14 protein-coding genes and 1 pseudogene are annotated in these 12,755 nt (G+C 69.7%); 8 read left to right on the top strand and 7 right to left on the bottom strand.

Going from position 1 to position 12,755, the window contains the following annotated elements:
- Positions 1 to 795: aminotransferase class V-fold PLP-dependent enzyme (locus tag R6V09_RS31575; RefSeq protein ID WP_317884872.1), on the top strand; the 795-nt coding region annotated here is incomplete at its 5' end.
- A 67-nt stretch (positions 796 to 862) separates the two neighbouring features.
- Here the strand turns inward: R6V09_RS31575 and R6V09_RS31570 are convergent.
- A complete protein-coding gene (locus tag R6V09_RS31570) occupies positions 863 to 1,837 on the bottom strand; it encodes a carbohydrate kinase family protein (protein ID WP_317884871.1) in 975 nt (324 codons plus the stop codon).
- Between the two features lie 131 nt (positions 1,838 to 1,968).
- Here R6V09_RS31570 and R6V09_RS31565 point away from each other — a divergent pair, with 131 nt between their 5' ends.
- Positions 1,969 to 2,199, top strand: coding sequence for a hypothetical protein (locus tag R6V09_RS31565; RefSeq protein WP_317884870.1), 231 nt, complete (start codon positions 1,969 to 1,971; stop codon positions 2,197 to 2,199).
- Between the two features lie 170 nt (positions 2,200 to 2,369).
- Positions 2,370 to 4,127 (top strand): hypothetical protein, encoded by a 1,758-nt coding sequence (locus R6V09_RS31560; protein WP_317884869.1) that lies wholly within the window; start codon positions 2,370 to 2,372, stop codon positions 4,125 to 4,127.
- Positions 4,128 to 4,238: 111 nt separating this feature from the next.
- Here R6V09_RS31560 and R6V09_RS31555 read toward each other — a convergent pair whose 3' ends face one another.
- Positions 4,239 to 4,595, bottom strand: coding sequence for an iron-sulfur cluster assembly accessory protein (locus tag R6V09_RS31555; protein WP_019065032.1), 357 nt, complete (start codon positions 4,593 to 4,595; stop codon positions 4,239 to 4,241).
- Positions 4,596 to 4,861: 266 nt separating this feature from the next.
- Between R6V09_RS31555 and nadA the strand changes: the two genes are divergently transcribed.
- The gene (nadA, locus tag R6V09_RS31550; RefSeq protein WP_317884868.1) at positions 4,862 to 6,046 is read left to right on the top strand and encodes a quinolinate synthase NadA; all 1,185 of its coding nucleotides are present in this window, start codon (positions 4,862 to 4,864) and stop codon (positions 6,044 to 6,046) included.
- An 18-nt stretch (positions 6,047 to 6,064) separates the two neighbouring features.
- On the opposite strand, the gene R6V09_RS31545 is transcribed toward nadA, so the two are convergent.
- The 4 genes from R6V09_RS31545 to R6V09_RS31530 all read right to left on the bottom strand — a co-directional run bounded on the left by R6V09_RS31545 (position 6,065) and on the right by R6V09_RS31530 (position 9,269).
- The gene (locus tag R6V09_RS31545; protein ID WP_317884867.1) at positions 6,065 to 6,748 is read right to left on the bottom strand and encodes a response regulator transcription factor; all 684 of its coding nucleotides are present in this window, start codon (positions 6,746 to 6,748) and stop codon (positions 6,065 to 6,067) included.
- A complete protein-coding gene (locus R6V09_RS31540) occupies positions 6,745 to 7,965 on the bottom strand; it encodes a sensor histidine kinase (protein WP_317884866.1) in 1,221 nt (406 codons plus the stop codon). Before R6V09_RS31540 ends, R6V09_RS31545 begins: the two co-directional genes overlap by 4 nt.
- Positions 7,966 to 8,167: 202 nt before the next feature.
- Positions 8,168 to 8,446, bottom strand: a complete 279-nt coding sequence (gene pspAA, locus R6V09_RS31535) for a PspA-associated protein PspAA (protein WP_317884865.1) — start codon at positions 8,444 to 8,446, stop codon at positions 8,168 to 8,170.
- Between the two features lie 22 nt (positions 8,447 to 8,468).
- Positions 8,469 to 9,269 carry a PspA/IM30 family protein gene (locus tag R6V09_RS31530; RefSeq protein WP_317884864.1) on the bottom strand — a complete coding sequence of 267 codons (801 nt, stop codon included), beginning with the start codon at positions 9,267 to 9,269 and terminating at the stop codon, positions 8,469 to 8,471.
- 287 nt (positions 9,270 to 9,556) lie between these two features.
- On the opposite strand from R6V09_RS31530, the gene R6V09_RS31525 reads away from it, so the two are divergent.
- The 3 genes from R6V09_RS31525 (at position 9,557) to R6V09_RS31515 (ending at position 12,130) form a co-directional block, all read left to right on the top strand.
- Positions 9,557 to 10,159, top strand: a complete 603-nt coding sequence (locus R6V09_RS31525) for a DUF3043 domain-containing protein (RefSeq protein ID WP_317884863.1) — start codon at positions 9,557 to 9,559, stop codon at positions 10,157 to 10,159.
- Between the two features lie 83 nt (positions 10,160 to 10,242).
- A complete protein-coding gene (locus tag R6V09_RS31520) occupies positions 10,243 to 10,944 on the top strand; it encodes a class I SAM-dependent methyltransferase (RefSeq protein WP_317884873.1) in 702 nt (233 codons plus the stop codon).
- Positions 10,945 to 11,065: 121 nt separating this feature from the next.
- Complete coding sequence (locus tag R6V09_RS31515; protein WP_442810188.1) at positions 11,066 to 12,130, top strand: S1C family serine protease; 1,065 nt, start codon at positions 11,066 to 11,068, stop codon at positions 12,128 to 12,130.
- Between the two features lie 40 nt (positions 12,131 to 12,170).
- On the opposite strand, the gene R6V09_RS31510 is transcribed toward R6V09_RS31515, so the two are convergent.
- Positions 12,171 to 12,383 carry a hypothetical protein gene (locus R6V09_RS31510; protein WP_262062970.1) on the bottom strand — a complete coding sequence of 71 codons (213 nt, stop codon included), beginning with the start codon at positions 12,381 to 12,383 and terminating at the stop codon, positions 12,171 to 12,173.
- Positions 12,384 to 12,564: 181 nt separating this feature from the next.
- Here R6V09_RS31510 and R6V09_RS31505 point away from each other — a divergent pair.
- Positions 12,565 to 12,755 (top strand): annotated as a pseudogene (locus tag R6V09_RS31505) (bifunctional adenosylcobinamide kinase/adenosylcobinamide-phosphate guanylyltransferase); the annotation flags it as partial.

Raw genomic sequence — 12,755 nt, 5'->3', positions numbered from 1 at the left:
GTGGCCAGCGCGCACAAGTGGGGCGGACCGGCCGGGGTCGGGCTGCTGGCGGTGCGCAAGGGTGTGCGGTTCGCGGCCCAAGGCCCCGTGGACGAACGGGAGTCGGGGCGCTCCCCCGGGTTCGAGAACATCCCGGCCGTCGTGGCCGCGGCGGCCTCCCTGCGCGCGGTCCGCACGGCGGCGGCCGAGGAGGCGCTACGGCTACGGGAGCTGACGGAGCGGATCCGGGCACGGGTACCGCGGTCGGTGCCGGACGTGGACGTGGTCGGCGATCCGATGCGGCGGCTGCCCGGGATCGTCACCTTCTCCTGTCTCTATGTCGATGGAGAGACCCTCCTGCACGAACTGGACCGCGCCGGTTTCTCCGTCTCGTCCGGATCGTCCTGCACGAGCAGCACGCTGACGCCCAGCCATGTGCTGAAGGCGATGGGGGTGCTGAGTGAGGGGAATGTGCGGGTGTCGTTGCCGCCAGGGACGACGGAGGAGGACGTCGAGCGTTTCCTCGCCGTGCTGCCGGGGGCGGTGGCGGGGGTGCGGGAGAAGCTGGGGGCGGGGGCGCCGGTGGCTGTCGTAGAAAGGGACTCGCTCATCGTCGACACCCTCGGGAAGCGCTGCCCGATCCCGGTCATCGAGCTGGCCAAGGTCATCGGCGATGTACCTGTCGGCGGCACGATCCGCGTCCTGTCCGACGACGAGGCGGCCCGGCTGGACATCCCGGCGTGGTGCGAGATGCGGGGGCAGGAGTACGTGGGCGAGGAGGAAGGCCCGGCGTACGTAATCCGCCGGACCAGCTAACGCGCCCCTGAAGGGGCGCGGGGAACTGCGCGACCAGCCCCCACGCGCCCGCAGACGACCAATCAGCTCAGCCCAGGTGCTTACGGACCTCCACGGCCGCGTCATCCCCGTACGCCTTCGTGAACCGCTCCATGAAGTGCCCGCGGAACACCTGGTACTCCTGCGTACCCACCGTCTCGATGACGAGAGTCGCCAGCATGCAGCCGACCTGCGCCGCACGCTCCAGGGAGACACCCCACGCCAGCCCCGAGAGGAACCCCGCGCGGAAGGCGTCGCCGACACCCGTGGGGTCGGCCTTGCGCTCCTCCTCCGCGCAGCCCACCTCGATCGGGTCCTCGCCGACGCGCTCGATGCGGACGCCGCGCGAGCCGAGGGTGGTGACGCGGGTGCCGACCTTCGCCAGGATCTCCTCGTCGCTCCAGCCGGTCTTGGACTCGATGAGGCCCTTCTCGTACTCGTTCGAGAAGAGGTACGCCGAACCCTCCAGCAGGATGCGGATGTCGTCGCCCTCCATGCGCGCGATCTGCTGGGAGAAGTCGGCGGCGAAGGGGATGGACCGGGTACGGCACTCCTCCGTGTGGCGGAGCATCGCCTCGGGGTCGTCGGCGCCGATCAGGACCAGGTCGAGACCGCCCACGCGGTCGGCGACGGTCTTCAGCTCGATCTGGCGGGCCTCGCTCATGGCGCCGGTGTAGAAGGAGCCGATCTGGTTGTGGTCGGAGTCGGTCGTGCACACGAAGCGGGCGGTGTGCAGCGTCTCCGAGATACGGACCGAGTCGGTGTCGACGCCGTGCCGGTCGAGCCAGTCGCGGTACTCGGCGAAGTCGGAGCCCGCGGCGCCGACCAGGATCGGCTTGGTGCCGAGCTGGCCCATGCCGAAGGCGATGTTGGCTCCGACGCCGCCCCGGCGTACGTCGAGGTTGTCGACCAGGAAGGAGAGCGACACCGTGTGCAGCTGGTCCGCGACCAGTTGGTCGGCGAAGCGGCCGGGGAAGGTCATGAGGTGGTCGGTGGCGATGGAGCCGGTGACTGCGATGCGCACGGCGAGGACTCTCCTGAGGGAGGCTGCGTTGACACTTCACGCTACCCGGTCGGCGCGGCGGCTCTGAAGCGGCCAAAACTACCCGATAGTAGATCTTTCTTCGCGAGGTAAAGCGTGCCTACGGTGCCGCTATGACGAACCTCGAAGTCGACGGTCCCGTTCCGGTCCCCCCGGTCCACCTCGAAGGTGAAGGTGAGGCGGATCTGGCGGCGCTGCGCGGCGACTGCGCCCGGATGGCTCCCCACTGGGCGGTTCCCGACCGGATCGTTTCCCTTCCGGTGTCCCCGTCACTCATCCACGGCGTGTCGGTGCCGTCGAAGTCCGCCCGGCTGCTGGACGCGATGGGGGAATACGGCGACTGAGTCCGGAGCTCGTCGGCTCGATCGGCGCTCTCGGGGGAACCGTGCGCTCCCCCGCTGCGTCCCATCGCTGTCCCCCGTAAAGGGGATGCGGGATACGACCTTTCTGCCTGCCTGTTTGACAGGGGCTGGTCAGGGTCATGGGACAGTTGCGCAGCCGAAGGAGCGATGCGGTGAACACCGAGCGACCCGACAACGAGGACGCGACCGGCGCCTCAGATGATGTGCCGGGCGTGGGGGACGCCGCTGGAACGAAGGGTGCCGTGGAGGGGCCCGAGGTCGATGGCACCGAGGAAGCCGCCGTTTCCGAAGTGGCCGACCGATCGGATGGGACAGGGCCCGAGGAGACAGAGCCCGAGGCATCCGACGTGGAAGCCGACTCCTCGGAACAGCTCGACCCGGTGACGTCCGAGGTGCAGGCCGACCAGCCGGAAGCCTCCGAAGCCGCCCACCCGCACGACCATGCGGACCACACCGACGACGGGCACCCGGCGCGATCCAGGTCCCGGTCCCCGCTCGTCATCGCCTCCGTCGCCGCTGCCGTGCTGCTCGTCGGGGGTGGCGGGGCGTACCTCGCGTCGTCGTCAGCTTCCGGAGGTTCGGGGGACGGGACGGGATCCGCGGCGTCCGGTGCCGACGGCACTCCCCCGCCGCTCGCGCTCGACGGATACGCGACCGGCGGTACGAACGGAATCGCGTCCGGTGAGCCGAACCCGTACGGCGAGACGTACCGGGCGGCGGGCAGCCTGCCCGGTGGGCCGGGGTCCGCGGCCGTCTACTCGCCGCAGGGCCAAGTCGCCAAGGACGATGTCGCCCGGCTCGCGAAGGCGCTCGGTGTCGTGGGGACACCGGTGGCCGAGGGCCAGTACTGGAAGGTCGGCGGGCAGGACGGCAGCGGGCCGAGTCTCCAGGTGAACAAGGCGGCGCCGGGCCTGTGGACGTTCAACCGCTACGCACCCGGCACCGACGACTGCGCCAGCACCATCAAGTGCGTGCAGGATCCCGGCACTTCGGCCACCGACCCGGTGAGTGTCGTGGTCGCGAAGAAGGCCGCCGCCCCGATCCTCAAGGCCGTCGGCCAGGACGACGCGAAGGTGGACGCGAGTCAACTCATGGGCGCGCAGCGGGTGGTGAACGCCGAACCGGTGGTCGGTGGGCTGCCCACACACGGCTGGACGACCGGGCTGACCGTCAGCGCCCAGGGTGAAGTCGTCGGCGGGAGCGGGCAGTTGGCGGCGCCGGTGAAGGGTGACGTCTATCCGGTGCTGAGTGCGCAGAAGACGCTGGCCCTGTTGAACGCGGCGCCGGGGACGACCCACCGTATGGGTATCGGCGGCTGCGCCAGCCCCGTACCGCTGAAGGACCGGCTGGAGGCGCCCTGCGGTTCGTCGACCGACATCTCCGCCACGCCCACGCAGGCTTCGGCCACCGTCGAGCACGCGGTGTTCGGGCTGGCCACGCACTCCGTGAGCGGGAAGCAGACGCTGGTGCCGTCCTGGTTGTTCGAGGTGCGGCAGTCGGGTGGGCAGGACAGCTTCACGGTGACGTACCCGGCGATCGATCCGAAGTATCTGGCCTCGGCCAACACGCCCACTCCGACGCCGACTTCGACGGCCGGCGCGACTCCGCACGATGTGAAGGCGGACGGCTACTCGGCCGACGGGAAGAGCCTCACCGTGACCTTCACCGGCGGGGTGTGCGCGGACTACAAGGCGACGGCCGTGGAGAGTTCGGACAAGGTGACGGTCACGGTGACCGAGACGCCCTGGCCGGACAAGGTCTGCATCATGATCGCCAAGTTCTACCACCAGACCGTGGAGTTGAAGGCGCCGCTCGGCGACCGGAAGGTCGTGGGCTCGGACGGCAAGGCGCTCCCCGTGGAGAAGGTCACGCAGCCGACGGCGGGCGCGGGACCCTCGCTGGCCCGGTAGCCGGCCCTTGCCGGCATCGGAGCGGGCACCGGAAAAGCCCGAAGGCGGCGGCCCTGTCGGAGGGGGCCGCCGCCTTCGCCGTACTCAACCGCCCTGTGGGGCTCGGCCGGCTTAGCTGAACGAGTCGCCGCAGGCGCAGGAGCCCGTCGCGTTCGGGTTGTCGATCGTGAAGCCCTGCTTCTCGATGGTGTCGACGAAGTCGATGGAGGCGCCACCCAGGTACGGGGCGCTCATGCGGTCCGTGACCACCTTGACGCCGCCGAAGTCCTTGACGACATCGCCGTCGAGGGAGCGCTCGTCGAAGAAGAGCTGGTAGCGCAGGCCGGAGCAGCCACCGGGCTGGACGGCGACGCGCAGGGCCAGGTCTTCCCGGCCTTCCTGGTCGAGCAGGGCCTTGACCTTCGCCGCGGCGGCGTCGGACAGAAGGATGCCGTCGGTGACGGTGCTGGTCTCGTCCGATACGGACATCTACATCTCTCCCGGGTTGTACGGAGACTGCTTGCCGACGATGTCAACCGCCGGGGCCGTGGATTCATTCCGGGCCACGCCCGGTGTCTTTCCCCCGGCACCTCTCTCCATGCTCGCACACCCCCGCAAGGTCCCTCACTGTGCGCGTTCCGGGATTGATGTCACATCGACGTTATGGGCATCGTCAAACTGACGTGAAGCAGTTATGATAGATAATGTCAATTCGACGAAAAGGCTTGTCCGTCAGAACAGAAAGGGTGCGTGTCGTGACCACCGCCCAGACCCAGGAGCTCGACGTTCAGCCGACGCCCCTCGCCCTGCTGCTGCTCGGCCGTGAGGCCGACCCGAGGAGCGAGCGCGGTGTCGAGTGCCCCGGCGACCTGCCCTCGCCGTCCGACCCGGACCTGGTCGAGCGGGCCCGCGCGGCCAAGGAGAAGCTCGGCGACAAGGTCTTCGTGCTCGGCCACCACTACCAGCGCGACGAGGTCATCCAGTTCGCCGACGTCACGGGCGACTCCTTCAAGCTGGCCCGGGACGCCGCCGCGCGCCCCGAGGCCGAGTACATCGTGTTCTGCGGTGTGCACTTCATGGCGGAGTCCGCGGACATCCTGACCGGCGACGACCAGAAGGTCTTCCTGCCGGACCTCGCGGCCGGCTGCTCGATGGCCGACATGGCCACCGCCGAGCAGGTCGCCGAGTGCTGGGACGCGCTGACCGAGGCCGGCATAGCCGAGCGGGTCGTGCCCGTGTCGTACATGAACTCGTCCGCGGACATCAAGGCGTTCACGGGCAAGCACGGTGGCACGATCTGCACCTCGTCGAACGCGCAGCGCGCCCTGGAGTGGGCCTTCGAGCAGGGCGAGCAGGTGCTGTTCCTGCCCGACCAGCACCTCGGCCGCAACACGGCGGTCCGCGACCTCGGCATGAGCCTGGAGGACTGCGTCCTCTACAACCCGCACAAGCCCAACGGGGGCCTCACCGTTGACCAGTTGAGGGCCGCGAAGATGATCCTGTGGCGCGGCCACTGCTCGGTGCACGGCCGCTTCTCGCTGGAGTCGGTGGAGGACGTGCGGGCCCGGATCCCGGGTGTCAACGTCCTGGTGCACCCCGAGTGCAAGAACGAGGTCGTGGCCGCGGCGGACTACGTCGGGTCAACGGAGTACATCATCAAGGCACTTGAGGCGGCCCCGGCCGGTTCGAAGTGGGCCATCGGCACCGAGCTGAATCTCGTACGACGGCTCGCGAACCGTTTCGCTCCCGAGGGCAAGGAGATCGTCTTCCTCGACAAGACGGTCTGCTTCTGCTCGACGATGAACCGCATCGACCTCCCCCACCTGGTCTGGACCCTGGAGTCCCTCGCCGAGGGCAACCTCGTCAACCGCATCGAGGTGGACAAGGAGACGGAGGCGTTCGCCAAACTGGCGCTGGAGCGGATGCTGGCGCTGCCGTAGCCCCGTACGTCCGGAGTACTACTCCACCCGTGGCCGGACCAGGCCCGACTCGTAGGCGATGACGACGAGTTGGGCCCGGTCGCGGGCGCCGAGTTTGGCCATGGCGCGGTTGACGTGGGTCTTCACCGTCAGGGGGCTGACCTCCAGGCGTTCGGCGATCTCGTCGTTGGAGTGGCCGCCGGCGACCTGGACGAGGACCTCGCGTTCGCGCACGGTGAGGGCTTCGAGGCGTTCGGCGCGGGCCGGGTCGCGGTCCTCGTCCAGGTCGCCCTGGGCGAGGAAGCGGGCGATCAGGCCCTTGGTCGCCACGGGAGACAGCAGTGCCTCGCCGGCCGCGGCGACCCTGATCGCGCTGAGGAGTTCCTCGGGCTCGGAGCCCTTGCCGAGGAAGCCGGAGGCGCCCGCGCGCAGTGACTGCACCACGTAGTCGTCGACCTCGAAGGTCGTCAGTATCACCACGCGGACGTGGGCGAGGGACGGGTCGGCGCTGATCATGCGGGTGGCGGCGAGGCCGTCGGTGCCGGGCATCCGGATGTCCATGAGTACGACGTCGGCCCGTTCCGCCCTGGCCAGCCGTACGGCCTCCGCGCCGTCCGCGGCCTCCCCCACGACCTCCATGTCGGGCTCGGAGTCGACGAGTACGCGGAAGGCGCTGCGCAGCAGGGCCTGGTCGTCGGCGAGCAGGACACGGATCGTCGTCATGCAGGGTCCCCCGAAGCGCGTGGGCGGGTCTTGACCGGCAGGATCGCATGGACGCGGAAGCCGCCTCCGTACCGGGGACCGGTGGTGAGGGTGCCGCGCAGGGCGGTGACGCGCTCGCGCATGCCGAGCAGGCCATGGCCGCCGCCGGAGTCGGGGTCCTGGTCCTCGCCGGAGCCGTTGTCGAGGACGGTGACCTCCACGTTCGGGCCCACGCGTACGACACTCACCTCGGCCTTCGCCTCCGTACCGGCGTGCTTCTGCACGTTGGTGAGGGCCTCCTGGATGACGCGGTAGGCGGCCAGGTCGACGGCGGCGGGGAGGGTGGTGCCGTTGTCGGCGCGGGCCACCTCGACATGGAGGCCCGCGTTGCGGAAGGTGCCGGCGAGTTCTTCGAGGCGGTCGAGTCCCGGGGCCGGTTCGGTGGGGGCCTCGGGGTCTCCGGACTGGCGCAACAGGCCGACGGTGGCGCGGAGTTCGTTGAGCGCGGAGCGGCTGGCCTCGCGTACGTGGGCGAGGGCTTCCTTGGCCTGGTCGGGGCGCTTGTCCATGACGTGCGCGGCGACTCCGGCCTGGACGTTGACCAGGGCGATGTGGTGGGCGACCACGTCGTGCAGGTCGCGGGCGATGCGCAGGCGTTCCTCGGCGACGCGGCGGCGGGCCTCCTCCTCGCGGGTGCGTTCGGCCCGTTCGGCGCGCTCGCGGATGGCGTGCACGAACTCCTTGCGGCTGCGTACGGCGTCTCCGGCGGCGGCGGCCATGCCGGTCCAGGCGAAGATGCCGAGGTTCTCCTGCGCGTACCACGGGAGGGGGCCGCCGAGCATCGCGGCGCCGGTCAGCACGGTCATCGTGAGCAGGCCCACACGCCAGGTGGTCGAACGGTCGGTGGTGACGGCGACGGTGAACAGGGCGACCACGGCACACATCGCGACCGGGGCGCGGGGGTCGCTGGTGACGCTCTCGACGAGGGAGGCGGTGCCGGTGACGGCGAGGACCAGCATCGGCGCGCGGCGGCGGAAGACGAGTGCGGCGGCGCCGACCGCCATGAGGACCAGGCTGAGGGGGTCGGGGGTGCGGATGCCCCAGCTGACGCCGTGCCCGCCGTGCGGGTCCACGAACGACCCGGCGACCATGCACACGAGCACCGCGGCGGCGAGGACCGCGTCCAGCGCGCAGGGGTGCGCCTTCGCTTGGCAGCGGGCTCGGTCGAAAGCGCTCATTCTGGCAACGGTACGGGGTCCCTGGCGGGGGCGGAACGGGGGTCAGCTGTACGTTGCCTGTACTTGTGCGGGGTGTCGGTGCGGGCGTCTCTGGGGGCTCCGCCCCCAGGCCCCCGTTCGGCCCTGAAGGGGCCTCGTCCTCAAACGCCGGACGGGCTGACTAATGCCGACCTTGGTCAAGAAGGAACCCCGGAGAAAGCTCTCACCCCGGGATCAAGCCGTCGTCGCTCAGCAGGTCCCGGACCTCCTCCAGGGTCGCGTCCTCGGCCGGGAGGATCAGCTCGGACGGCTCCAGGGAGTCGTCCGGGAGCGGCTCGCCCAGTTCGCGGACCTTGGCCAGGAGGGCCTGGAGGGTCTCGCGGAAGGCCGGGCCGTCGTTGTTCTGCACTTCCCTCAGGAGTACGTCGTCCAGCTTGTTCAGCTCGGTGAGGTGGCCGTCGGCCAGCCTCACCTGCCCCTCCCCCATGATCCGTACGATCATGTCGCCCTCCTCAGGCGTGGGCCTACTGCTTGTCGAAGCGCGGAGTGTCCTGCGGCTGGGCCGGGGACTGCGACTGGGACTGGTCCTTGCCGCCCTCGATCGCCTGCTGCGACGACGAACCGCCGGCCAGCTCCGCCTTCATGCGCTGGAGTTCCAGCTCTACATCCGTACCACCCGACAGTCGTTCCAGCTCGGCCTGGATGTCGTCCTTGGCCATGCCTGTCGGGTCGTCCAGGGCTCCGGAGGCGAGCAGTTCGTCGATGGCGCCGGCGCGGGCCTGGAGCTGCTGGGTCTTGTCCTCGGCGCGCTGGATGGCAAGCCCGACATCGCCCATCTCCTCGGAGATGCCGCTGAAGGCCTCGCCGATCCGGGTCTGTGCCTGGGCCGCCGTGTACGTGGCCTTGATGGTCTCCTTCTTCGTACGGAAGGCGTCCACCTTGGCCTGGAGGCGCTGGGCCGCGAGGGTGAGCTTCTCCTCCTCGCCCTGGAGGGTGGTGTGCTGCGTCTCCAGGTCGGTCACCTGCTGCTGGAGCGCGGCCCGGCGCGAGAGCGCCTCGCGGGCCAGGTCCTCACGGCCGAGGGCGAGCGCCTTGCGGCCCTGGTCCTCCAGCTTCGAGGACTGCGACTGCAGCTGGTTGAGCTGGAGCTCCAGACGCTTGCGGGAGGTGGCGACGTCGGCCACACCCCGGCGCACCTTCTGAAGCAGCTCCAGCTGCTTCTGGTACGAGTAATCGAGGGTTTCGCGCGGGTCCTCGGCCCGGTCAAGGGCCTTGTTCGCCTTCGCGCGGAAGATCATCCCCATACGCTTCATGACACCGCTCATGGGCTTCGCGCGCCCCCTTCTGACGGACTCCAGCTCCAGCGACTACAACAGGACCAACAGTACGGGCCCTGCATCCATTACCGCACTGTTCGGGGACTGATGCGCTCATCCCCAAGGACGACTGCCCACGGTCCCGCTCCGGCGTAAGGAGTAGGTGTTCCCCGGGTAACACCCCGGAGTCGACCGTGTGCGGCGTCCCCCTTGTCCCCCTACAGACGACTGGTGTTGCCGGATCGTTCCCCACCGGACTGGGGTCCAACCCCATTCACCCCTTACCCTTGGGTTTTGTGTTCCGTAGCCGTTCCAAGGAAGAGCAGGCAGCGCCCACCGACAAGGTGCCGCTGACCGACTCCAAGCAGCCCCGAGACCCTCAGGCCCCGAAGGGTCGGCCGACGCCCAAGCGCAGTGAGTCGCAGACTCAGCGCCGCAGCGTCGCCAACACTTCGACGACGCGCAAGGACGCCTCCAAGCGCCAGCGCGACGAGCGGCGTGTGCAGATGGACAGGCAGCGCCAGGCGCTGGCCGGCCGCGGCAACGAGCGGGATCTGCCGCTCCGCGACAGAGGCCCGATCCGCAAGTTCGCGCGTGACTACATCGACTCGCGCTTCAACGTCGCCGAGTTCTTCCTGCCGATGGCCGTGGTGATCCTCGTGCTCAGCGTGGTGCAGGTGCCCGCGCTGCAGAACATCGCGCTGCTGCTGTGGCTCGTGATCATCATCCTGATCGTGGTCGACACGATCTTGAACGTGTTCCGGCTGCGCAAGCGGCTCGCCGAGCGCTTCCCGGGCCAGGACACGAAGGGCACGGTCTGGTACTCACTGATGCGCTCCCTCCAGATGCGTCGACTCCGGCTGCCGAAGCCGCAGGTCAAGCGCGGAGAGCGGCCCTGAGCGCGGAATCCTTCTCCGGGGGCGCGGTGGATGCCTGGCTGAGCAGGCTGGGCGGGCTGCGGGATGTCGTACGACAGGAGCTGGTGGCCCGGCAGCTCGACGAGCAGATAGCCGGCCGGTATCCGGTCGGGCAGCGGCTGCGGGTGCTCGACGTCGGGATGGGGCAGGGTACGCAGGCGCTGCGGCTGGCCCGGGCCGGGCATCAGGTGACCGGGCTCGAACAGGAACCGAAGATGATCGCCGCGGCCCGTGCGGCGCTGTCCTGCGAGCCGGAGGGCATCCGGGAGCGGGTGCGGATCATCGAGGGTGACGGCCGGGACACGGGCGTGCACTTCCTGCCGGGCAGCTTCGACGTCGTGCTCTGTCATGGCGTACTCATGTACGTGTCCGAGCCCGATCCGCTGCTCGCGGGTCTTGCCCGGATGCTGGCGCCGGGCGGGCTGCTGTCCCTTCTCGTGCGGAACGCCGACGCGCTGGCGATGCGGTCCGGGCTGTCCTGGGACTGGGCGACCGCGCTGACCGCGTTCGACTCGACCGCGTACCGCAACCGGCTGGGCCTGGATGTGCGGGCGGACCGGCTGGCCACCCTGACGGCGACCCTGGCGGGGATCGGGGCGCCGCTGCAGGCCTGGTACGGCGTGCGGGTCTTCACCGACACGGCTCCGGAAGGGGTCGAGATCCCGGCGGACGTGGAACCGCTGCTGGCCGCCGAGGAGCGGGCCGGGCGGACGGATCCGTACCGGGCGGTGGCCGCGCTGCTGCATCTGTGCGGCGTGCGGGGCTGATCGCGCGCCCACGGCGAAGGGCCCGTTCGGGTCAGCAGTACAAGCCGGATATTCACCCTAAAGAGACACTCGGCGTATGGACTCTCCCCGTACCCGTGCTCGTACCGGTGCCCTTCGGCCCATGGCTCTCCTCGTCTGCTCGCTCGCGCTGGTCGCCGGATGTGCCGGCTCCGGGTCCTCGTCGTCCTCGTCGTCCTCGTCGTCCTCGTCGAAGAAGGACGGCTCGACCACGCAGGCCGCCGAGGCCGCCGTGCCGATGGCCGGCGACGACCTGCAGAGCGACTACCAGAAGGTCATCAAGGAGGTTCTGCCGTCGGTCGTGCAGATCCAGGCCAGCAGTGATCTGGGGTCGGGCGTCGTCTATGACAACCAGGGGCACATCGTCACCAACGCGCACGTGGTCGGGGACGAGAAGACCTTCAAGGTGACCACCGCGAACAGCGAGGACGTGCTCACCGCCAAGCTGGTCTACTCGTATCCCGAGCAGGACCTGGCCGTCGTCAAACTGGACAAGGTGCCGGACGGGCTGAAGGCGGCGACCTTCGCCGACTCCGCCAAGGTCGAGGTGGGGCAGATCGTCCTCGCCATGGGCTCACCGCTGGGACTGTCGTCCAGCGTGACGCAGGGCATCGTGTCGGCGACCGGACGGACCGTCAGCGAGGGCAGCAGCGGCGGGGGTACGGGCGCGACCATCGCCAACATGGTGCAGACCTCGGCCGCGATCAACCCCGGCAACAGCGGGGGCGCGCTGGTCGACCTCGACGGGCAGGTCATCGGGATCCCGACGCTCGCGGCGACCGACCCGAACCTCGGGGGCGGTGCCGCGCCCGGTATCGGGTTCGCGATCCCGTCCTCGATGGTGAAGACGGTCGCCGGCCAGATCGTCAAGGACGGCAAGGTGACCGACTCGGGGCGGGCCGCGCTCGGCATCACCGGCCGTACGGTCGTCGACGACAGCTACCAGGCCGCCGGGGTGGCAGTGGTCGCGGTGAAGAGCGGCGGGGCCGCGGACAAGGCCGGTGTCCGGGCCGGCGACATCATCACGAAGCTCGGTGACACGGGGATCAGCACGATCACCTCGCTGTCGGAGGCGCTGGCGTCCGACGAACCGGGGCAGCGGACGACGGTGACGTACACGCGCAACGGTGCGTCGAAGAAGGTCGACGTGACGCTGGGCGAGCAGTGAGGTGGGGCGGCCGGTATTGCTCCGGCCGCCCCTCGCCGTGTTACGCGTTCTCGGCGTGCAGGCTCATCGGCCCGTAGATCTGTGTGCCGTCCTCGAAGAGGAACACCTGGTCCGCGCCGCCCGCGACGAGTTCCTTCCACACCTCGCCGAGCCAGGACTCCGCGTCCCCCTGCGTGGTCCACTCCTCCGGCGGGACCGCGGGTTCGACCTCGGTCCCGTCGGACTTCTCGAACCGCCACGTCCATGCCGCCATGTACGCCTCCAAGGTCTCAGCGCATGCAGAGCAGAAGCCTATGCGCTCCGCTGGGTTAGCCGTGATCAAGTTACGCAAGATTCGTTGTCTGCGGGCCGGTGGGGGCTGATCGCGCAGTTCCCCGCGCCCCTGGGTGGGTATCGGCCGCGCGTGTCCATCAGTGACCGGAGAAAATCGACCTGTGGAACTGACTCTGCTCGGCACCGGTGCTCCCGCGGGGCTCCCCCGCCTCGACTGTCCTTGTGCGGCCTGTGCCGTGTCGCTCGGGGTGGATGCTCGGGCTGCCACCGCCGTGCTCGTGGACGGGACGCTGTTGCTCGATCTGACGCCGGGCGCGGCCTTCGCGGCGGCGCGGGCCGGGCATTCGCTCGG

The sequence above is a fragment of the Streptomyces sp. W16 genome (genome assembly GCF_033194735.1).
Classification (GTDB): domain Bacteria; phylum Actinomycetota; class Actinomycetes; order Streptomycetales; family Streptomycetaceae; genus Streptomyces.
Note: the sequence above shows the minus strand (reverse complement) of the source record. Positions and strands in the feature narration are given on the sequence as shown.